This window comes from Rhizobium sp. 62_C5_N11_2, from assembly GCF_051811185.1.
In the GTDB taxonomy this organism is placed as follows: Bacteria; Pseudomonadota; Alphaproteobacteria; order Rhizobiales; family Rhizobiaceae; genus Rhizobium; species Rhizobium leguminosarum.
Genome location: NZ_JBPWPW010000001.1, coordinates 1,398,805 through 1,418,443, shown reverse-complemented (window position 1 = coordinate 1,418,443; position 19,639 = coordinate 1,398,805). Strand labels below are relative to the sequence as shown.

The window sequence follows — 19,639 nt, the reverse complement described above, 5'->3', positions numbered from 1 at the left end:
CCGCCAGCCTTTTTGCGTGTTTTGCCCCAATTGGGCGTAAATGTGGCAAAGGCCACTCAATGCGCTATGGTTGCGCCCGTCTCATCGAGGCCTTCGACCGTTGCGATGACGGGCGTTTCTACCGTGCCGTCCCATTCGATCGGCTCCGGTCGCCGGATCAGCGCATGCTTGATCACCTCGCCCATGCGGGATACCGGGATGATCTCCATGTTGTTCTTCACGTTGTCAGGAATCTCCGCCAGGTCCTTGGCGTTTTCCTCCGGAATCAGCACCTTCTTGATGCCGCCGCGAAGCGCTGCGAGCAGCTTTTCCTTGAGACCACCGATCGGCAGCACACGACCGCGAAGGGTGATTTCACCGGTCATGGCCACATGCCTGTCCACTGGGATGCCGGTCATGATCGAGACGATCGCGGTTGCCATGGCGACGCCGGCCGAGGGGCCATCCTTCGGCGTCGCGCCTTCCGGCACGTGCACGTGGATGTCGCTCTTGTCGAAGCGCGGCGGCTCGATGCCGAAATCGACAGCGCGCGAGCGAACATAGGAGGCCGCTGCCGAGATCGATTCCTTCATGACTTCCTTCAGATTGCCGGTGACCGTCATGCGGCCCTTGCCCGGCATCATCACGCCTTCGATGGTCAGCAGCTCACCACCGACTTCCGTCCAGGCAAGACCGGTCACGACGCCGACCTGATCCTCGCCCTCGGCTTCGCCATGGCGGAAGCGCGGGACGCCCAGGTAGTCGGAGATGTTGGCAGCCGTCACATGAACGGCCTTCGTCTTGCCCTTGATGATCTCGGTGACCGCCTTGCGGGCGAGTTTCATCAGTTCGCGTTCGAAGTTGCGGACGCCGGCTTCGCGGGTGTACTGCTGGCTGATCGCCATCAGGGCGTCGTCGCTGACCGAGAATTCTTCCGGCTGCAACGCATGTTCCTTGATGGCCTTCGGCAGCAGGTGCCGCTTGGCGATTTCGCGCTTTTCATCCTCGGTGTAGCCGGCGATACGGATGATCTCCATGCGGTCCATCAGGGGCGCTGGAATATTCAGCGTATTTGCCGTCGTGATGAACATCACATCCGACAGGTCGTATTCGACTTCCAGATAGTGGTCCATGAAGGTCATGTTCTGCGCCGGATCGAGCACTTCCAGCAGGGCCGAGGACGGATCGCCGCGATAATCCTGGCCGAGCTTGTCGATCTCGTCGAGCAGGAAGAGCGGGTTGGACTTCTTCGCCTTCTTCATCGACTGGATGACCTTGCCGGGCATCGAGCCGATATAGGTGCGGCGGTGACCGCGGATTTCGGCTTCGTCACGAACGCCGCCAAGCGCCATGCGGACATACTCACGGCCGGTCGCCTTGGCGATCGACTGGGCGAGCGAAGTCTTGCCGACACCCGGAGGGCCGACGAGGCAGAGGATCGGGCCCTTGATCTTGGTGGCGCGAGCCTGCACGGCCAGATATTCGACGATGCGCTCCTTGACCTTGTCGAGACCGAAGTGATCGGCTTCGAGGATCTTCTCGGCATTGTTGAGATCGGCCTTGATCTTCGACTTCTTGCCCCAGGGGATGCCGAGCAGCCAGTCCAGATAGTTGCGCACGACGGTGGCTTCCGCCGACATCGGGCTCATCTGGCGCAGCTTCTTCAGTTCCGCATCGGCCTTTTCACGGGCTTCCTTGGACAGCTTGGTCTTGGAGATGCGCTCTTCCAGTTCGCTCATCTCGTCGCGGCCTTCCTCGCCGTCGCCGAGTTCCTTCTGGATCGCCTTCATCTGTTCATTCAGGTAGTACTCGCGCTGGGTCTTCTCCATCTGGCGCTTGACGCGCGAGCGGATGCGCTTTTCGACCTGCAGGACCGAGATCTCGCCTTCCATGAAGCCGAGGGCCTTTTCGAGGCGCTGCTTGACGCTGGTGGTCTCCAGCATCTCCTGCTTCTCGGTGATCTTGATCGACAGATGCGAAGCGACCGTATCGGCGAGCTTGGAATAGTCGTCGATCTGGCTGGCGGCGCCGACCACTTCGGGCGAAATCTTCTTGTTGAGCTTCACGTAGCTCTCGAATTCGGAGACGACCGAACGCGACAGGGCTTCCAGTTCGACCGGATCGTCATGCGGCTCCTCGAGCACATGGCCGAGCGCCTCATAGAAATCCTCGCGGCTGGTGTAGGTGTCGATCTCGGCGCGGGCGCGGCCTTCGACCAGAACCTTCACGGTGCCGTCGGGCAGCTTCAAGAGCTGCAACACGTTCGCCACGGTGCCGACATTGTGGATCGCGGAAGGATCCGGATCGTCGTCGCTGGCGTTGATCTGCGTCACCAGCATGATCTGCTTGTCGGAACCCATGACCTCTTCGAGCGCACGGATCGACTTTTCCCGTCCTACGAACAGCGGCACGATCATATGCGGGAAAACCACGATGTCGCGCAGGGGCAGAACAGGGTAGGCAGTGCTGCTCGCTACAGACGTTTTCTTCGTCATTTTATGTCCTTTCCATCGTCCCGTTGCCGGGCTCTTTGCACGGCCGCTTGGGACCGGCCGGCACTCTCACTTGTTGCTACAAGTGGAGGTTCTGACTACGCTTTTCAAGCCACGCAAACGCCCGCGTCCCTCGGATGTGACAGCTTTATTACAACGGAACGCCAACACTATGAAGCGCGTGGCTGGACCGGCGCTTACCACTTCCGACCCGGCTAAAATACAAACGCCAGCAAGAGACTTACGGAATCATTGCATGATTGCCAAGCACTACCCCTTGCGCAACATCGGCAAAGGCAATGTCGGTTCCCACCGGCAAATACTAGCAGCGCTTCGCATGGTTTTTCAAATAGAAAGGGGCCTGCCTATGGCAAGCCCCCAAAATAATCACACGAAAGCCCAAGCTCAAGCCGAAGCGTTGGCTTTTTCTTCCTGGCGATCGGCATAGATGTAGAGCGGACGGGCCGAACCGCGCACCACTTCCTCGGAGATGACGACCTCGCGCACGCCTTCCAGCGTCGGCAATTCGAACATCGTGTCGAGCAGGATCTTCTCCATGATCGAGCGAAGGCCGCGGGCGCCGGTCTTGCGCACGATCGCCTTGCGGGCGATTTCGCGCAGAGCGTCCTCGTGGAAGTTCAGTTCCACGTCTTCCATCTCGAACAGGCGCTGATACTGCTTGATCAGCGCGTTCTTCGGCTCGGAGAGGATCTGGATCAGCGCGTCCTCATCGAGGTCTTCAAGCGTCGCCAGAACCGGCAGACGGCCGATGAACTCAGGGATGAGGCCGAACTTGACCAGATCTTCAGGCTCCAGTTCGCGCAGGACCTCACCGACGCGGCGGTCATCCTGCGACTTGACGGTCGCACCGAAGCCGATCGAGGTCTTCTCGCCGCGGGCAGAGATGATCTTGTCGAGGCCGGCAAAGGCGCCGCCGCAGATGAACAGGATGTTCGTCGTGTCAACCTGCAGGAATTCCTGCTGAGGATGCTTGCGGCCGCCCTGCGGCGGAACGGAAGCGACCGTGCCTTCCATGATCTTCAGCAGTGCCTGCTGCACGCCCTCGCCCGAGACGTCGCGGGTGATCGACGGGTTGTCGGACTTGCGCGAAATCTTGTCGACTTCGTCGATGTAGACGATGCCGCGCTGCGCGCGCTCGACGTTGTAGTCGGCCGACTGCAGGAGCTTCAGGATGATGTTTTCGACATCCTCGCCAACATAACCGGCCTCTGTCAGCGTCGTCGCATCGGCCATGGTGAAGGGAACGTCGATGATGCGGGCGAGCGTCTGGGCAAGATAGGTCTTGCCGCAGCCGGTCGGGCCGACGAGCATGATGTTCGACTTCGCCAGTTCGACTTCGCCGTTCTTGGAGGCGTGCGCCAGGCGCTTGTAATGGTTGTGAACGGCGACCGACAGGATCTTCTTGGCCTGCCGCTGGCCGATGACGTATTCGTCGAGGACCTTGATGATGTCCTGGGGCGTCGGAACGCCGTCACGGGACTTGACCATCGAGGACTTGTTCTCCTCGCGGATGATGTCCATGCACAATTCGACGCATTCATCGCAGATGAAGACGGTCGGTCCGGCAATCAGTTTCCGGACTTCGTGCTGGCTCTTTCCGCAGAACGAACAATAAAGCGTGTTCTTGGAGTCGCCGCCGTTGCTGCCGCTGACCTTGCTCATATCACTTTCCTTCCAGCACGCCGCATTTCAAGGCGAAATCGCGGTCCACTCTATCAGCTCCTGGCGGCACTCCGTTTCCGGAGCCTTTGCCGAGAAGGGCTTCAGGGGGTACGAACCGGGCCCAATCAATCATGTCCGGGTTCCGGCGGCAACGAATTCCCCTTCGAATGCCGAATGCTATGTCATAAAAATTCAACATAGCATTAATAGTTACTATTAGCGTCTTCGTCGCCGTATGAAAGCCCCTGTTCAATCACAAATGGGATAGAACTGTGGCGACAAAAACACCATCCCTATTAATTACTAGGCCTGTTCGCCTTCCATTTCGAGGCGCGACGTCAGAACCTTGTCGATCACGCCCCAGCTCTGGGCTTCGTCCGCATCCATGAAATGGTCACGATCGAGCGTCTTTTCAACTTCTTCGTAGGTGCGGCCGGTGTGCTTGACGTAGACCTCGTTCAGGCGGCGCTTCATTTTGAGGATGTCGCGGGCGTGCCGCTCGATGTCCGAGGCCTGCCCCTGGAAGCCGCCCGAGGGCTGGTGCACCATGATGCGGGAATTCGGCGTGGCAAAACGCATGTCCTTGTGGCCGGCCGCCAGCAGCAGTGAGCCCATGGATGCGGCCTGGCCGATGCAGAGCGTCGAAACCGCGGGCTTGATGAACTGCATCGTATCGTAGATCGCCATGCCGGCCGTGACGACGCCACCGGGCGAATTGATGTAGAGGGCGATTTCCTTCTTCGGGTTTTCGGCCTCGAGGAAGAGCAGCTGGGCGCAGACGAGCGTCGCCATATGGTCTTCGACGGCACCCGTCAGGAAGATGATGCGTTCCTTCAACAGGCGGGAATAGATGTCGTAGGAGCGTTCACCGCGGTTGGTCTGTTCCACGACCATCGGCACGAGGGCCATTGCGGTATCGACTGGGTTTCTCATGTGCGTCCTTTGTCAACGTCTCGCCGGCCGGCGCCGGGAATCAAAGAAAAATGTCTTACCCCTACATAGAGTGTCCCGGCCCTCCTCTTCAAGACACGCATGAGGATAACGTTAAGAAGGCGGGGCAAGGCGGCTCCAGGTAGCCTCTTTCCCCCAAACGCCTGTTAACGGCGAGCCCTTGCTACGATCTCCCCCGGCTTTTCTCCATGACAGTGTGAAGGAAGGCTTACTCTATTCGACTGTGCTCATGCACGTTTACCCAACGGAAAGCCTACCGGCAGATATCGGCCTGAAACAATGCCGCAGCGCAGCGACATTAAGGAACTGGCGAGCTTCCTCGGCAAGGATGAGAACCGACAGACAAGGGGTTGCTGCCGTGTTCAATATTGCTACAGGTCTCGCTATCTGGTGTTCCGAGGCCATGACGCTCGCTTTGGTGCTGTTCGTCGCCTGGCGCCACAACGTCAGGAACGAGGCCTATCTCTATTGGGGCTTGGGCTTCCTCCTGACCGGCATTGGCTTTGCGATGGTCGCGCTGCGCGGCGAAATCCCCAGCGTGCTTTCCATAGAGGCAGGCAATGCCATCGCGCTGCTCGGCCAGAGCGCCTGGGTGGCGGGTTTTCTGGCGCTCGACCGCAAGCGGATCGAATGGTGGGCGCTGCTGCCGCCGGTCATCTGGCTCGCCGGGGTCTTCCTGCCCTGGGTCAACAGCGATTATTCAAACCGGGTGGTGCTCTATAACCTTGCTTCAGCGACAGGTGCGACGGCACTTGCTATGGCGGTCGCCGCCGGCGACATGCGCCGCGAGCGTACCCGCGTCAAGCTGATGGGCGTGTTCGTCATCCAGGGCTGCCTGTGCTTCGGCTCAGCGCTGATGATGGCGCTGACGCTGCCGAGCGATATCGAAGCGACCAATCTCGGCGGCGCCTCCGCCATGGCCAGCGCCTTCCTGCTGACCATCGCCTTCGCGTTCACCTGCCGGCTGATCATGGAGCGCTCCGAACGGCACCTGCGTGCGCTCACCCTGACCGATTCGCTGACCGGCGTGCTCAACCGCCGCGGCCTGCTTGGCTATTTCGACGGCATCCAGGAAAAGGCCCATGACGACCAGCGCCAGGTCGCGGTGATGCTCTTCGATCTCGACCATTTCAAGCGTGTCAACGACCGTTTCGGCCACCAATCCGGCGATGCCGTGCTGACCGCATTCGCGCGGATGGCCCGCCAGTATATTCCAAACAACATCTTCGGCCGCATGGGCGGCGAGGAATTCGCCGCCTTCGCCGCAGTCACGGACCAGACGGAAGCCGAGGCGATCGCCGAAGCGATCCGCACCGAATTCTGCCGCCTTCCCGTCAGCACCGGCGAAGCGATCGTCCCGGTCACGGTCAGCATCGGCATCGCGCTTGCCTCCTCGATCGAAGCCAATATCGACAAACTGATCTCGGCCGCCGACCGGGCGCTCTATGCGGCGAAGGCGGCCGGCCGCAACTGCACGGTCACCTTCGGCGAAGCGGAGGCCGCTGCCCCGGCACCGGCCACGCCGAGCGGCACCGCCGGCGAACTCGTGCCGACGGTCGACGACCAGGTCGAGGCGCTGCGACGCATGGGTACGCTGTCACGGGCCGGGTAGTCCGGGATCCCTCACCCCGCATCTTTCCGAGGCTCGGCAAATCCGATAAGCCTCGTGGCATGATGATCCCATCCTTTCTCTCGATCGACCGCGCCAACCGCCATGTCTCGCTGGACGGCCGCAATCCGGCCTTCTACGGCAACCCGAATGCCGTCTATGCCGCACTTCACGCCCATTGCCCGACCTTCTACTGGAGTGAGCAGAAGCAGTGGTTCTTCACGGGTTACGACCATGTGAACGGCCTGCTGCGCGACCGCCGCTTTGGCCGGCAGATCCTGCATATCGCCAGCCGCGAGGAGCTCGGCCTTGCCGAGCCGATGCCGCATCTTGCCAGTTTCGATCTCTCGGAACGTTATTCCCTGCTCGAACTCGAACCGCCGGAGCACACGCGGCTGCGCACGCTCGTCAACCGCGCCTTCGTCTCCCGCCATGTCGAGAAGATGAAACCGGAGCTTGCCGAACTCGCCAACCGGCTGATCGACGGTTTCGCGGAGAAGCGTGAGGTCGAGCTACTCTCGGCCTTTGCCGACATCATCCCGGTGACCATGATCGCCCGCATGATCGGCATTCCCGAAGAGATGGGACCGCAACTGCTTACCTGGTCGCACGCCTATGTTCGCATGTACATGTTCGGCCGCACGCGCGAGCAGGAGGAGGAGGCCGAACAGGCGGCGAAGGAATTTTCCGACTACGTCAAAACGGTCATCACAGAACGCCGCGCCGAACCGCGTGACGACCTGCTGACCCACATGATCCATACCGAGCACAAGGGCCAGTATCTGACCGATGAGGAGCTCGTGTCGACGACGATCGTGCTGCTCAATGCCGGGCACGAGGCGACCGTGCACCAGATCGGCAATTCCGTGCGTACCATCCTCGACAGCGGCTGCGATCCGGCAGAACTCTTCCGGGACGAAGCGACGACAGAGCGCACCGTCGAGGAAACCTTGCGCATCTGCGCGCCGGTCCACATCTTCCAGCGCTGGGCGCTGGAGCCTGCGGAAATCGATGGGGTCTCCTTCAAGCGCGGCGACAAGGTGAGCCTCATCCTCGCCGCCGCCAATCTCGACCCGACAAAATTCACCGATCCGCTGACCTTCCGGCCCGATCGTAACGAGGCGGCGAACCTCTCCTTCGGCGCCGGCATCCATTTCTGCATCGGCGCGCCGCTGGCGCGGCTGGAGCTCAACGTCGTGCTGCCGATCCTGTTCGAGCGGCTTGCCGGCCTGAGGCTAGCGAAGACGCCGGTGGTCAAGGATGTCTACCATTTCCACGGGCTGGACCGGCTGGATTTGCAGTGGTGATCCATCCCTCGCAGAGGTGATCCACCGCGCGAGGATCAACCGTAACGTCCGGTAATGTAGTCTTCCGTACGCTTGACCTTCGGCGACTGGAAAATCTCAGCGGTCGGGCCGTATTCGACCAGCTCGCCCAGATACATGAAGGCGGTGTTATCGGAGATGCGGCTTGCCTGCTGCATGTTGTGGGTGACGATGACGATGGTGAACTCCGTCTTCAGCTGGGCGACCAGCTCTTCCACCTTGGCGGTCGAGATCGGGTCGAGGGCGGAGGTCGGCTCGTCGAGGAGAAGCACCTCGGGGCGAAGCGCCACGGCACGCGCGGCTTTTGAAATGCTGCAGAGGGCAACCGGTCCAGGTTAACGGTCAGGACATCGGGCAGCGAATGAAAGGGAGCCGTGTTCAGCGGTCACCGCTCTGCTGGAACGCCGGCGACAGGCCATCAATACCGAGCATATTGCCACGATCTTGGCGGCATCATGCAGCTGACTCTTCTTCCAGTTTGCTGGATATGTCATATGCCGACATAGGTTTTCCAATCAGATATCCTTGAAGCTGGTCGCAGCCGGCATCGCGCAAGATCGCCGCCTGGCGGGTAGTCTCGATACCTTCCGCGGTAACCGGAATCCGCAGCGCGGTCGCGAGCGAGATGGTTGCCCGAAGAACATCGGCGCCATTTGCACCTTCGTCGAGAGCCCACACGAGCGAGCGGTCGATCTTCATGCGATCAAACCCGAACTGCCGCAAGGCGCCAATGCTTGCGTAGCCGCAGCCAAAGTCGTCGAGCGCGAACTTAATGCCGACGCGTTTGAGCTGGTCTATCGACCGCCGGGCCTGATCCGGATTGGTCATCAGAACACCTTCGGTGATTTCCAATGTCAGGCGGTTTGGATTGAAATCAAGCTCCTGCAGGACCGAGATCACTTCTGCGGCAAATTCCGGATTGCAGAGCTGGATTGGCGAAACGTTCACCGACAATGCCAGATCGGGCCAGCTCTTGGCATGCTCGATCGATGTTCTCAGCATGTGAACGCCGAGGGCATCGATGAGGCCGCACCTCTCGGCAAGAGGAATGAAAATCTCCGGGCTGATGTTTCCGGTTGCAGTTCGCCAGCGCGCCAGTGCTTCAAGACCAGTCACAGCGCCGGTCGAAGCCGAGACGAGAGGTTGGAAAACGGCTTCGATTGCGCCGCTGTTGATGGCGCTCTTCAACAGGCCCTCCAGTTCGGCGACCTGTTGGCGTTCCCGGTCCAGCTCGGGATCGTATTCGATTGCCTGGCCTCTGCCATTTGCCTTGGCCCGATAGAGGGCCATGTCTGCTCTGCGGAGAAGCTCCAGGGGCGGGACGTCGCCGTTGCGAGCAGCGGCTCCGATGCTTGCGCCAATTTCGATCGTTCGCCCGTCGATTTTGAAGGGCTCGGCAAACAGTGCCAAAATCGTCTTTTCGATCTCTCCGCACGTGGCAGAACCGATGTGTACCAGCGCAAATTCGTCGCCCCCGAGCCGCGCCACGGCAATGATTTCGGGGTGGCAGCCTGTCAGCGCCTTCGAAACCAACCGGATCAAATCGTCCCCCACCGCATGCCCCCAGGCATCGTTGACGGCCTTGAAGCCATCAAGGTCGACTAAATAGAGCCGGGGTGGCGGAGAGCCAGAATTATCCAGCTCTGCCAGCAGGTTGAGAAGCCCATGTCTGTTCAACAGGCCACTCAAGCTGTCGTGGCCCGCTTCGAAAAGCGCTGTTTGCGCCAGTTGGCGCAGGCGCCGCGCCTCGGAGGCCCCAACCAACAGAACGCCGATCAAGAATAGCGAAAGGATGACGGTAGAAGCTGCAAGATAAGGATAGACCTGATGAAACACGGCGCTTCCGGGCGCTTTGCTGGGCCAAACGAGATAGCCGATGACGGCTCCCTTCATGTCGGTGATCGGCGTATTCAGGGATCCCGGCTTGGGCGTCGTCTCGAGGCTCAGCCCCTCGAGTTCATGTTCGTTGGAGAGAGTGTCGAGAACCTCCGACGTAAACTCCTTGTAGAAAGTCAGCACGCTGAACTTCGGAACCTCGACGGCGGCGTCGAACGGCTGGATCGCCTGCGAGGCGATCAGCGCTATACCGCTTTCGGTCTTGATGAAATTGACCACCGGCACCTTCGCCGGATCTGCAGCCGCATTGATCTGCTGATAAAAGGCTGCCCCGAAAAACGTGCCCGGCTGGAAGGGCTTGCCCTTGGCATAGGCCGAGACGACCAAAGACCGCTCAGGGCCGGTCACGATCGCGCCGTCATAAAGCGCGTAATCCTCGCTGGTCTTTCCCCAATTCTCATAGGCCCAATCCGCGGCAGTGGGAGACGAGATCGCGCTATAGGCATCGTCCCATACGGCGTTATCCGTCGTTGTCGCGCCGAGGCGAGCCACAAACGCACCGATTGCCGCGCGGGCGGCGCGACTGGCCCTGGCATCATCGATCTCGTTGGCCGACCGGGTCATCGTGACGACGACGTGTGCCACAAGGCCAGTCAGGACGAGGGCGACGACAAGGAAGCAGACCGTTGTCGCGATGATGGAAGACGTCTGGGTCCGAACGTGCCGACCTGCAAGATTCGACGACATGCAAATTCCGAAAAGATTAATTGCAAGGCCATGTCTGTGGGACGGCAGGAGACATCATGTCCGCAATGCGCTGCAGATAAGGTTTAGCATTTGACGATGTAGGCACGATTAATGGGAATGGTTAAAAGCGTTCTATCCCGGAAACAGGTGCAGCCATTCGCTGAAAGACGGGCCATCATCGCCGCAAATCGGGACAAGCGCGGAATCGTCAACGTCGATTTTCTGGCCCGCTCAAACCTTGATCACATAATCCTTGCGAGTCGTTTCAACGACTTCCCACGTTCCCTTGAAGCCGGGTCTGAGGATCATCCGGTCGCCCGCCTTCAGATGAACCGGCTCACCGTCCTCCTCCGTCACGATGGAATGGCCGGACAGCAGGCTGAAATATTCCCACTCCTCGTAGACGATCCGCCACTTGCCCGGTGTCGCCTCCCAGATACCGGAATAGAGGCCGCCTTCGGCCTCCTCCAGATTCCAGGTACGGAAATGCGGATCGCCGGAGATGATCCGGCCGGGCTCCGGGGCGCCGAACTCGGGTTCGACGCCGTCGATGCTGAGGGTGATGTAATTTGCCGTGGTCACCATGGATCCTTCTGATCTCAGATGTGGTTCGTCACATACCTTTGACACGCACCCCTTTGAAATCGTAGAGTTTTTTCAGTGGAGGCGTCATGTACGTCTGGTTGTTTCCTCACATACCTTTGCTCAAGTATGTGCCTTTCGTCAAATACCCTTGAGCAACTCTGCAACCGCAAGTTAAACCATTGTTTTCTTGACGATTTATCGCAGCCTTGCCTTGCGCCGAACTGGCTGTCGTACAGCCGCGAGGGGAGGACGATGAGAGTTGTTGTTTCCGAAACCGTAGTCGTTGAGTTCCAGAGCTCATGACCCGCACCTACGAACAGCTTATCCCGCGCGCCGAAAGGGAGAAGCTCGAGCTAGCCCTTGAAATGGGCCAAGGTTACGTCCTCGATCTTTCGGACCGGACCTTCAACGATTTCTTCTATGAGAGACTGGGCATCGACCCAGAGACTGAAGGCCGCCTCTTCAACGGGCGCGGCACGTCGAAAGCGAAGCGCCTGAGGTCCTTCATTGAGCGCGCCCCGGCGTCCTTGATTGCGAAGCTGCTCCGCGAACTCTGGAACTATCGCGGCTCCATCGCCACCCGTGCGACGACGCCCGCTGATCAGGTGCTCGAGGCCAGCTATTTCATCACCGTTGGCAGGTTCGAAGGGGTAAGCCAGGACATCGACAGCTCGGTGATCGAGTCTTTCGAACCCAGTGAAACACTCGACGAACTCGTGGCATCAATCCGCCGCGACCTCGACGCCAAGAAGCCGCACGCCGCGCTTGATCGACTTCACACATACTGCATGAAGCGCTTCGCATCACTGGTCAGAAAGCATGGCGGCGGACAGTGGGCGGGTAGCGTTGCCGACGGCGAGAACGTGCAGGCGTATCGCGAAGACCGAGCCTGCTCACAACTCCGTCTTGCCCTCCTCCACTCGCTCCCGCCTCGCCTGCAGTCGGTCGAACTTGCCAAAATCGGTCATGATGCTAACGAGAACGCTTGCAGTCCAACCGAAGGTGAACAGGCCCGACATACCGATGATAGGACCGAGCAGACGCCATCGGTCTGGAAGAGTGACGTTGCCCTCGCCGAGAGTGGTATAGCTTTCGAGGACGTAGTAGTAGCTATCGCGCAGCGAAGGGATAATGTCCCTGACATACAGAGGAACTGCCCAAATAAGAGTCTCCGCGAAGTGCAGAACCGCTAGCGCGGCGATTGTTACGGCGAGCCTCAAATTCAGCCGCCAATGCGGCGTGGCTGGGGTGACGTGTGCCCATGACTTGCTGAACTGAAGCCCGATGCTTCGGATTCCGACGCCATGCACAAAGATCACAACGATCAAAAACACGGTGCCGACAAGAATCTCCAGAACTGGATTCGGGTGGGTGAGATGGTCCAATCGTTTGCGTCCTCAGTGTTCAGCCTGCGGTGGGACGCGTCGTGCAGCGTCCCACGACCGAACCCAGCGCGAGCATGGACTTTGCCCTGAGTGCTAGTAGCAGGGCGGATACGGATAATAGCCACATGCCGGAGGCGGGTAATAACGTCGCTCCGCAGCGGCCGCACCAATCGCCGCCCCCGCCACGACGCCCGCCCCATAGTACGCGCCTGGATGGGCGTACCATCCGCCACGCCAAACCGGCGCGCGGAACCCAGCGCCTCCCACGGCGACGCCCCCATAGGGACCACGTGCCGCGAACCAGTCGATAAACAGCGATGCGGGCCCATCGGCTCCGGCGAGGTCCCCTTCGAGCACTGCTACGTCGAACGTCAGGTCTCCGCCCTCAAGCTTCGGCATTTTCAGGACGACCACCACGTCGGCAACAGAATCACCCTTGGCGCTGAGTACCGATATCGTCGCGTTGGGTGGGTCCTTCGCGAAGCTGTCGGGCCCCTCACCCCATTGCTTGATGAACTCGGAGGTCAGCACGTGGCCCGCCGATCGGACCGGGCGGTCGGCAAACACGATCGACACCGCCGAGATGCCACTCATCGTTAGCTTGCCACCCTCGAGCTTCGCCCCACCGGAATTCAGCACGGCAAGCGACGGCACCATTTTTGACTTGGTCGCTCCTATCGTCTTTTCCGCTGGAGCCGAAATGGCGTCCTCCGCGAAGACAGGCGATGCCGCTAGAAGGCTCGCCGCGACGGCGATCATGCTTATTGCTGAGAGTCTTAGCATCATACATCCTCCAGTTTGATTATGACCACTCCCTATTTCAGGAGCCCTAGATTGATCAGTTGAACGCGCCTGTTGTCGATCACGGTGGCGATGAACATCAACTGCCCGATCTCGACGCCTACATTGAAGAACAGCAAGGCAAGCGGAATGTCCCCTGAAGGAAGGGCCAGTTCAGACAGTGCCCCCGCGAACCCCAGCCCGTGCAGCAGCCCGAACGCAAAGGCGACCAGCCAAGGGCGTTTCGCAAGGGTGCGAGCGGGCTGTAGAGCCGCAGGATCGTGAACCAGCCCTTGCCGGGAACCGTCTGCACCCAGTTGCCTCGCTTGACGTATTTCGGCTGATCGGGGCCGAAATAGATCGTGGTAGAGCCATCCGCGGCTGCGAGTAACGAGACCGTTCTTTTAAGCGCCGTCATGATGTTCCCTCGGTTGCAGACCTATCATCCAGCGGCTCTGTCATGCAGACTCAGGACACGGAGCTACTCATCGTGACCGTGCATCGCGAATGCGCAAGTATGTAACGGTAACATACGGGGTAGTTGGTGGTACGGGACGCTATGTTCGAAGCCAGCGGCGGCCGGGCGGCAGAAGAGATCGTCATGACAAGGGATGCCGACATAACCATATTAAGAAAGCGCGGAATGCTGGCGACCGTGCGCGGCGTCCCTGCGCATAGCGTGGGCGGGGCCGAAGTGGAGACTACGCCCTGCGATATGCTACTGGGTAATGCAATTCTGCATGTCGCGAGACTGGACGTTTCGGTTTGCACGACCGCCGCCGCGAGTGTCTTTGCGGAGGGCATTATGTTGAATTGCGAGGACTGCCGTCGGCTCCCTTGAAATATGGCGACAAGCTTGAAGTTCGTGAGTAGGAAGCAAGAGCCCTGAGCACTGGCCGATCAGCTTGGACATCAACACGACATCCGACCTCGGAGCCACGAGAGAATTCAGTTCGATGATGGTGTTCGGGAGTTTCATGGTTGAGACGTGGGGCATTGAACCCGCCTCGGCTGATTTACATCGGCGTCTTCCTTTAACTGCGCCAGTATCGACATGGTCGGGCGGCTGATGAACGCGAATCCTTGACGAGCTTCCAGTCATTCTCTGACGACACGTTTCCAGTCAGGTAAGCCCGCCGCGCCGGGGAAGATTGAGCGCATGGAATTACAGACGCCGATCCGGGGTCTGTAACTCTATGATTTTCTGACGCGGCGTTTTGAGGTGAACCCGTCGGAGGCCGGGAGTGCCATCGCACTGAATTGGGCGCTGGGCCGCCTCCCCGAGATGGCTGTCGTGCGGCCAAGGGGTTAACAAAACGACCTTCGAACACAACCAAAAAAAAATTCAAAAATCTTCTTTCTTCAAAGTTTGACCGCCGAAAACGCCCTGTTTTTAGGGGTTCTCGGCGGTCGACTCAATACAACCTGCTCAAAAAAGTTGTCAAAGGAACTGACGTAGGTGTCAGAGGTATGTGACGAACTACATCAGATCTTTGAGAGCGCCTGCTCAAGATCGGCGATGATGTCTTTGACGTCCTCGATGCCGACGGAAAGGCGCACCACGTCAGGCCCCGCACCGGCGGCGATCCGCTGCTCGTCGGTCAACTGCCGGTGCGTTGTCGAGGCCGGATGGATGACGAGCGAACGGGTGTCGCCGATATTGGCAAGATGAGAGAAGAGCTCCAGCCCCTCGACCAGCGTCTTGCCCGCCTCATAGCCGCCCCTGACGCCAAAGGTGAAGACGGAGCCTGCGCCCTTCGGCGAGTAACGCTGCTGCAGGGCGTGGTTCGGATCGTCGTCGAGACCGGCATAATTCACCCAGGCGATCTTGCTGTGCGCCTTCAGCCACTTCGCGACGGCGATCGCATTGTCGCTGTGGCGCTGCATCCTGAGCGGCAGCGTCTCGATGCCGGTCAGGATCAGGAAGGCGTTGAAGGGCGAGATCGCCGGCCCGAGATCGCGCAGGCCGAGCACGCGGGCAGCGATCGCAAAGGCGAAATTGCCGAAGGTCGCGTGCAGGACCATGCCGTTATATTCCGGCCGCGGGCTCGACAGCATCGGGTAATTGCCGGATTTCGACCAGTCGAAGGTGCCGCCGTCGACGATGAGGCCACCCATCGAATTGCCGTGGCCGCCGAGGAACTTCGTCAGTGAATGCACGACGATGTCGGCACCATGCTCGATCGGACGGATGAAATAGGGTGTCGCCATCGTATTGTCGACGATCAGCGGCAGGCCGTGGCGATGCGCGACGTCGGCGATGGCAGTGATATCGACGAAGGTGCCGCCGGGATTGGCCAGGCTCTCGATGAAGATGCCGCGCGTCTTGTCGTCGATCTGGCTTTCGAAGCTTGCCGGATCGGCGGCATCGGCCCAGCGCACCTGCCAGCCGAAATTCTCGAAGGCGTGGCCGAACTGGTTGATCGAGCCGCCGTAGAGTTGGCGGGCAGCGATGAAATTCTCGCCAGGACGCATGATATTGTGGAAGACGATCACCTGCGCCGCATGGCCGGAGGCGACGGCAAGGGCGGCCGTGCCGCCCTCGAGCGCTGCGACGCGCTCCTCGAGCACGGCCTGTGTCGGGTTCATGATGCGGGTGTAGATGTTGCCGAAAGCCTGCAGACCGAAGAGGGCGGCGGCATGATCGGAATCATTGAAGACGAAAGCGGTCGTCTGGTAGATCGGCGTTGCCCGCGCGCCGGTCGCCGGGTCGGGCTGCGCGCCGGCGTGGATCGCCAACGTGTTGAATCCCGGATCATTCTTGGCCATGTCGTCCTCCCGATATTGCTGACGGGAGGGATCATAGCCTCTCGCGAACGAAAGTTAATCGCGATCCGTTTCAACCCATGGGCGTTCCGTGGAAAATCCGTCTCCGCGAACCGCAACTCAGGCAATGAGACGAGGATATTCGATCGCCGGGCAGCGGTTCATCACCACCTTGATGCCGGCGGCCTCCGCCTTTGCCGCAGCCGCATTGTCGCGGACACCAAGTTGAGACCAGATGATCTTCGGCAGCGGCCTCAGCGCCAGCGCCTCCTCGACGACCCCGTCCAGATATTCGGAAGCGCGAAATACGTCGACCATGTCGACCGGCATGGGAATGTCGGCGAGCCGGGCATACACGTTGCGGCCCTGGATCTGTTTGCCCGCCTGCCCCGGATTGACAGGAATGACCTCGTAGCCGCGCGACAACAGATAGCCCATGACGCCGTTGCTCGGCCTGGCCGGATTGGGTGAGGCGCCGGTCAGCGCGATGGTCTTTACCGAATGCAGAATTCCGGCGAGGTAATCATCCGTGTAGACGTCGTGATTCATATCCGTTTCTCCACTCCCGAAAGCCCTTCGCCACGGCGCGCAGTTTTATTGCGTTTCCGTGAAACCGGCTGGGCATCTTTTCCGTATATATGAATTGGATACTCCCTGAGGATGATTCGATGAAAAAAATCGCTCTTGCCCTCATGCTCGTGCTCGCCGCATCGCCGGCGCTGGCGATCTCGCGCTACAATCCGCTCACCATGAGCTGTGCCAGCGTGCGCGCCGCCATCCACAATCAGGGCGCCGTCATCTTCCGCTACCAATCTCCCCGTGGCTTGCCGCTCTACGATCGCTATGTCCGCAACAGCAATTATTGCGACGCGACCGACTATGCGGAATGGACGCATATCCCCTCAAAGGACAATCCGCGCTGCCAGGTCCTGAACTGCCAGAGCATCGACAACCTTGACGGGATGCTCTTCGTTCCGCATCATCAGCTTTGATGTTTTCAACGTCGTGACAGCCGCCGAAACTGTACGTCTTTCGCGTTTGCGAAAGGTTTTGGCTCAATTGTGCGCTGCGATTTCTTGAAGATTCACAATCGGAAGCTTCAATTTCCCCCTATGTCAAAGCTATAGAATAATATCTATATTTCAGCAGCATAGAATAATCGGCTCCCTCGCTCCTGTAGATATTTTCTCTTTTTGTTCGTGGTAATTCCGCTCTTTGTTCTTCTATCCATTAGAAACATCTCATAGTTGAAAGGATCGTGCGGATTGAACGCATGTCGCGCGCACGTAAAAATTGCTCCAATGCGCCGCCATTGTTCACATAGTGGAAGGATGCTATTCGACATATGAACGCATAAGCGACCGCAGCCGTACATTTTCGTGCAAATCCCAGTTGTCTTTTCAGGAATTTGAAACGCCGAAGGCGAGACGTATTCCGCTTCCTGTCATCCTTTCCGGATTTACTCCCTTGCCTCTCGACGTCATCCTGCTCGTTCTCTTCGGCGCACTGCTGCACGCGACATGGAACGCCATCGTCAAGGCGGGGAGTGATAAATCCCTGGATGCGGCGCTGATCTCTGCCGGCGGCGCTGTTTCGGCGTTGCCGTTCCTGGCGTTCCTGCCGTTGCCGCACGCCTCGGCCTGGCCGTTCATCGGCGCCTCTGCCATCCTGCAGTTCGCTTATTTCCAGTTGGTCGCCGCCGCCTACCGGGCCGGCGATATCGGTCTCGTCTATCCGCTGATGCGCGGCTGCGCACCGCTACTGATCGCCGCGACAAGCGGTTTCATCCTGAAGGAAAATCTTTCCAGCGGCGCCCTTGCCGGCACGATGACGATTTGCGCCGGCGTCCTCACGCTCGCTCTGGAGGCACGGCGCGGCAGCAGCCGCGCCGTCATGCTGTCGCTTGCCAATGCCTGTGTCATCGCCAGCTACACCTATGTCGACGGCATCGGCGCGCGTATCTCCGGCAATGCGGTTTCCTACACTTTGTGGATGTCGCTGCTGCCACCCGTCCTACTGTTTTCCTGGGCGGTTTCGCAACGCGGCACTGTCGCCGTCGTGCGTCACGTTCGTCGCAACTGGTGGCGCGGCCTCATCGGCGGCGCCGGCTCGATCGCCTCCTATGGGCTGGCACTCTGGGCGATGACGAAAGCCCCGGTCGCGACCGTCGCAGCGCTGCGGGAAACCGCGATCCTCTTTGCGCTGGTGATCTCGATCACCGTCTTCAAGGAAAAAGCCAGCATCTGGCGCTACGTCGCCGGCGTCGTCATCGCCATCGGCGGGCTGATTTTGAAACTGGCGTAGTCACTCGCCCTTCCAGTCCGGCTTGCGCTTGCCGAGGAAGGCACCGATCCCTTCCTGAGCATCCTGCGTCAGCATGTTCTCGACCATCACCCTGGCGGTATAATCATATGCCGCCTCCACTGGCAGTTCGAGCTGCCGGTTGAAGGCTTCCTTGCCAATCTTCAGCGTCAGCGGTGACTTACTGGCGATCACAGCCGCATATTTGGAAACCACCTGCGCCAGATATTGCTTGGGCACGATACGGTTGACGAGGCCGAAATCCTTGGCAGTTGAGGCGTCGATCGTCTCGCCGGTCAGCAGCATCTCCATCGCCTGCTTGCGGTGCGCGGCACGGGAAACGGCCACCATCGGCGTCGAACAAAACAGGCCGATATTGACGCCCGGCGTGCAGAATGTCGAACTATCCGTGCAGATCGCCAGATCGCAGGAGGCAACGAGCTGGCAGCCCGCAGCCGTTGCAAGCCCGTCGATCTCGGCGATGACAGGCTTCGGCAGATGCGCGATCTTGAGCATCAGATCGGCAGCGAGCCGAAAAGTCTTTTCGAAGAAATCGGCACCCTGATCTTCATCGGCGCGATGGGTCGTGAGTTCCTTGAGATCATGCCCGGCGGAAAAGACGTTACCGGTCGAGGCGATGACGACGACGCGTACATCCGGCTCCGCCTCGGCCGTCTCCAGCTCGCCCATCAGCGCTTCGAGAAGTGCGATCGAAAACACATTCGCCGGTGGGTTGTTGAGCACCAACCGCAGCACGCCGTCGCGCAGCGAGCGGATCAACAATCCGCCCTCTTCCGCTCTGGCTGCGTCCGGGAAAGATACGATTTCGGCCATGATGCTGCTCCCTGCGCTCGATTCAGGCAGACGTTTTGCCACAAGGCGCCGGCAATTTCGAGCAGGATCCGCACCCCGCCTTGGCCGCTGAAGTCAGGACCAGAACCACGACTTCGATGTCTCGGCCCTCGCCTGCGCACGGGTCAGACCGACATCGCAAAGCTCGTCGTCGGTGAGTTCCGAAAGCGTGCGACGGCTGCGGCGCTTTTCGAGGTGATGTTCGACCGTCATCAGCAGCCGCCGGCTCCATCGCGCCATCCAGCGAATTCTCGACCGAACGATATCGCGAGGTGTTTCGAAGATCTCGCTCAATTCCAGAGCCATCGCTTCTTCCTTTCTTGAACGGGTGAAAGATGCGCTGGAAAA

Annotated in this window: 15 protein-coding genes and 4 pseudogenes; 5 read left to right on the top strand and 14 right to left on the bottom strand. The window is 59.7% G+C overall.

Translation table 11 applies throughout. The features are described 5' to 3' along the window. Positions 1-56 precede the first annotated feature (56 nt). The 3 genes from lon to clpP all read right to left on the bottom strand — a co-directional run bounded on the left by lon (position 57) and on the right by clpP (position 5,087). A complete protein-coding gene (gene lon / locus AB8B31_RS07175; protein ID WP_017959927.1) occupies positions 57-2,474 on the bottom strand; it encodes an endopeptidase La in 2,418 nt (805 codons plus the stop codon). Positions 2,475-2,876: 402 nt separating this feature from the next. Then, the gene (clpX, locus tag AB8B31_RS07170; RefSeq protein ID WP_017963839.1) at positions 2,877-4,154 is read right to left on the bottom strand and encodes an ATP-dependent Clp protease ATP-binding subunit ClpX; all 1,278 of its coding nucleotides are present in this window, start codon (positions 4,152-4,154) and stop codon (positions 2,877-2,879) included. Positions 4,155-4,457: 303 nt separating this feature from the next. Then, positions 4,458-5,087 carry an ATP-dependent Clp endopeptidase proteolytic subunit ClpP gene (gene clpP / locus AB8B31_RS07165; protein WP_003547334.1) on the bottom strand — a complete coding sequence of 210 codons (630 nt, stop codon included), beginning with the start codon at positions 5,085-5,087 and terminating at the stop codon, positions 4,458-4,460. 214 nt (positions 5,088-5,301) lie between these two features. Between clpP and AB8B31_RS07160 the strand changes: the two genes are divergently transcribed. Continuing rightward, positions 5,302-6,717, top strand: coding sequence for a GGDEF domain-containing protein (locus tag AB8B31_RS07160; RefSeq protein WP_193444401.1), 1,416 nt, complete (start codon positions 5,302-5,304; stop codon positions 6,715-6,717). A 59-nt stretch (positions 6,718-6,776) separates the two neighbouring features. Next, on the top strand, positions 6,777-8,021 hold the full coding sequence (locus AB8B31_RS07155; protein WP_130728980.1) for a cytochrome P450: 1,245 nt from the start codon (positions 6,777-6,779) through the stop codon (positions 8,019-8,021). Positions 8,022-8,056: 35 nt separating this feature from the next. On the opposite strand, the pseudogene AB8B31_RS07150 reads toward AB8B31_RS07155, so the two are convergent. The 7 genes and pseudogenes from AB8B31_RS07150 to AB8B31_RS07120 all read right to left on the bottom strand — a co-directional run. Beyond that, positions 8,057-8,338 (bottom strand): annotated as a pseudogene (locus AB8B31_RS07150) (phosphate ABC transporter ATP-binding protein); the annotation flags it as partial. A gap of 154 nt (positions 8,339-8,492) precedes the next feature. After that, positions 8,493-10,622 carry a bifunctional diguanylate cyclase/phosphodiesterase gene (locus AB8B31_RS07145; RefSeq protein WP_018447527.1) on the bottom strand — a complete coding sequence of 710 codons (2,130 nt, stop codon included), beginning with the start codon at positions 10,620-10,622 and terminating at the stop codon, positions 8,493-8,495. Positions 10,623-10,853: 231 nt separating this feature from the next. Further along, entirely contained in the window at positions 10,854-11,207 is a 354-nt protein-coding gene (locus tag AB8B31_RS07140) for a cupin domain-containing protein (RefSeq protein ID WP_018447526.1), read from the bottom strand. 893 nt (positions 11,208-12,100) lie between these two features. Continuing rightward, positions 12,101-12,592, bottom strand: a complete 492-nt coding sequence (locus AB8B31_RS07135; RefSeq protein ID WP_130728978.1) for an ion channel — start codon at positions 12,590-12,592, stop codon at positions 12,101-12,103. A gap of 93 nt (positions 12,593-12,685) precedes the next feature. Then, complete coding sequence (locus AB8B31_RS07130) at positions 12,686-13,375, bottom strand: hypothetical protein (protein ID WP_131703095.1); 690 nt, start codon at positions 13,373-13,375, stop codon at positions 12,686-12,688. 77 nt (positions 13,376-13,452) lie between these two features. Beyond that, a pseudogene (locus tag AB8B31_RS07125) lies at positions 13,453-13,620 on the bottom strand (HupE/UreJ family protein); the annotation flags it as partial. 2 nt (positions 13,621-13,622) lie between these two features. Then, positions 13,623-13,757 (bottom strand): annotated as a pseudogene (locus tag AB8B31_RS07120) (DUF1214 domain-containing protein); the annotation flags it as partial. 216 nt (positions 13,758-13,973) lie between these two features. Here AB8B31_RS07120 and AB8B31_RS07115 point away from each other — a divergent pair. After that, positions 13,974-14,245 (top strand): annotated as a pseudogene (locus AB8B31_RS07115) (hypothetical protein). A gap of 612 nt (positions 14,246-14,857) precedes the next feature. On the opposite strand, the gene AB8B31_RS07110 reads toward AB8B31_RS07115, so the two are convergent. Both AB8B31_RS07110 and AB8B31_RS07105 read right to left on the bottom strand, forming a co-directional pair. Continuing rightward, the gene (locus AB8B31_RS07110) at positions 14,858-16,141 is read right to left on the bottom strand and encodes an O-acetylhomoserine aminocarboxypropyltransferase (RefSeq protein ID WP_131703096.1); all 1,284 of its coding nucleotides are present in this window, start codon (positions 16,139-16,141) and stop codon (positions 14,858-14,860) included. A gap of 117 nt (positions 16,142-16,258) precedes the next feature. Then, positions 16,259-16,687: a CoA-binding protein gene (locus AB8B31_RS07105; RefSeq protein ID WP_018447514.1), complete on the bottom strand. Its 429-nt coding sequence runs from the start codon at positions 16,685-16,687 to the stop codon at positions 16,259-16,261. A 119-nt stretch (positions 16,688-16,806) separates the two neighbouring features. Here AB8B31_RS07105 and AB8B31_RS07100 point away from each other — a divergent pair, with 119 nt between their 5' ends. Next, positions 16,807-17,130, top strand: coding sequence for a hypothetical protein (locus AB8B31_RS07100; RefSeq protein WP_024321130.1), 324 nt, complete (start codon positions 16,807-16,809; stop codon positions 17,128-17,130). Positions 17,131-17,605: 475 nt separating this feature from the next. After that, positions 17,606-18,442, top strand: a complete 837-nt coding sequence (locus AB8B31_RS07095; protein ID WP_026188358.1) for an EamA family transporter — start codon at positions 17,606-17,608, stop codon at positions 18,440-18,442. On the opposite strand, the gene AB8B31_RS07090 is transcribed toward AB8B31_RS07095, so the two are convergent. Both AB8B31_RS07090 and AB8B31_RS07085 read right to left on the bottom strand, forming a co-directional pair. Continuing rightward, positions 18,443-19,273, bottom strand: coding sequence for an enoyl-CoA hydratase (locus tag AB8B31_RS07090; protein WP_018447511.1), 831 nt, complete (start codon positions 19,271-19,273; stop codon positions 18,443-18,445). Positions 19,274-19,366: 93 nt separating this feature from the next. Beyond that, positions 19,367-19,597 (bottom strand): DUF1127 domain-containing protein, encoded by a 231-nt coding sequence (locus AB8B31_RS07085; protein WP_018241563.1) that lies wholly within the window; start codon positions 19,595-19,597, stop codon positions 19,367-19,369. Between the last annotated feature and the right edge of the window lie 42 nt (positions 19,598-19,639).

What these genes read in the sequence shown, in the direction of transcription:
- AB8B31_RS07130 (WP_131703095.1), bottom strand. Translation starts at nt 13,375, where the DNA reads ATGCTAAGACTCTCAGCAATAAGCATGATCGCCGTCGCGGCGAGCCTT.
- AB8B31_RS07140 (WP_018447526.1), bottom strand. Translation starts at nt 11,207, where the DNA reads ATGGTGACCACGGCAAATTACATCACCCTCAGCATCGACGGCGTCGAA.
- AB8B31_RS07155 (WP_130728980.1), top strand. Translation starts at nt 6,777, where the DNA reads ATGATGATCCCATCCTTTCTCTCGATCGACCGCGCCAACCGCCATGTC.
- AB8B31_RS07100 (WP_024321130.1), top strand. Translation starts at nt 16,807, where the DNA reads ATGAAAAAAATCGCTCTTGCCCTCATGCTCGTGCTCGCCGCATCGCCG.
- AB8B31_RS07105 (WP_018447514.1), bottom strand. Translation starts at nt 16,687, where the DNA reads ATGAATCACGACGTCTACACGGATGATTACCTCGCCGGAATTCTGCAT.
- lon (WP_017959927.1), bottom strand. Translation starts at nt 2,474, where the DNA reads ATGACGAAGAAAACGTCTGTAGCGAGCAGCACTGCCTACCCTGTTCTG.
- AB8B31_RS07085 (WP_018241563.1), bottom strand. Translation starts at nt 19,597, where the DNA reads ATGGCTCTGGAATTGAGCGAGATCTTCGAAACACCTCGCGATATCGTT.
- clpP (WP_003547334.1), bottom strand. Translation starts at nt 5,087, where the DNA reads ATGAGAAACCCAGTCGATACCGCAATGGCCCTCGTGCCGATGGTCGTG.
- AB8B31_RS07090 (WP_018447511.1), bottom strand. Translation starts at nt 19,273, where the DNA reads ATGGCCGAAATCGTATCTTTCCCGGACGCAGCCAGAGCGGAAGAGGGC.
- clpX (WP_017963839.1), bottom strand. Translation starts at nt 4,154, where the DNA reads ATGAGCAAGGTCAGCGGCAGCAACGGCGGCGACTCCAAGAACACGCTT.
- AB8B31_RS07145 (WP_018447527.1), bottom strand. Translation starts at nt 10,622, where the DNA reads ATGTCGTCGAATCTTGCAGGTCGGCACGTTCGGACCCAGACGTCTTCC.
- AB8B31_RS07110 (WP_131703096.1), bottom strand. Translation starts at nt 16,141, where the DNA reads ATGGCCAAGAATGATCCGGGATTCAACACGTTGGCGATCCACGCCGGC.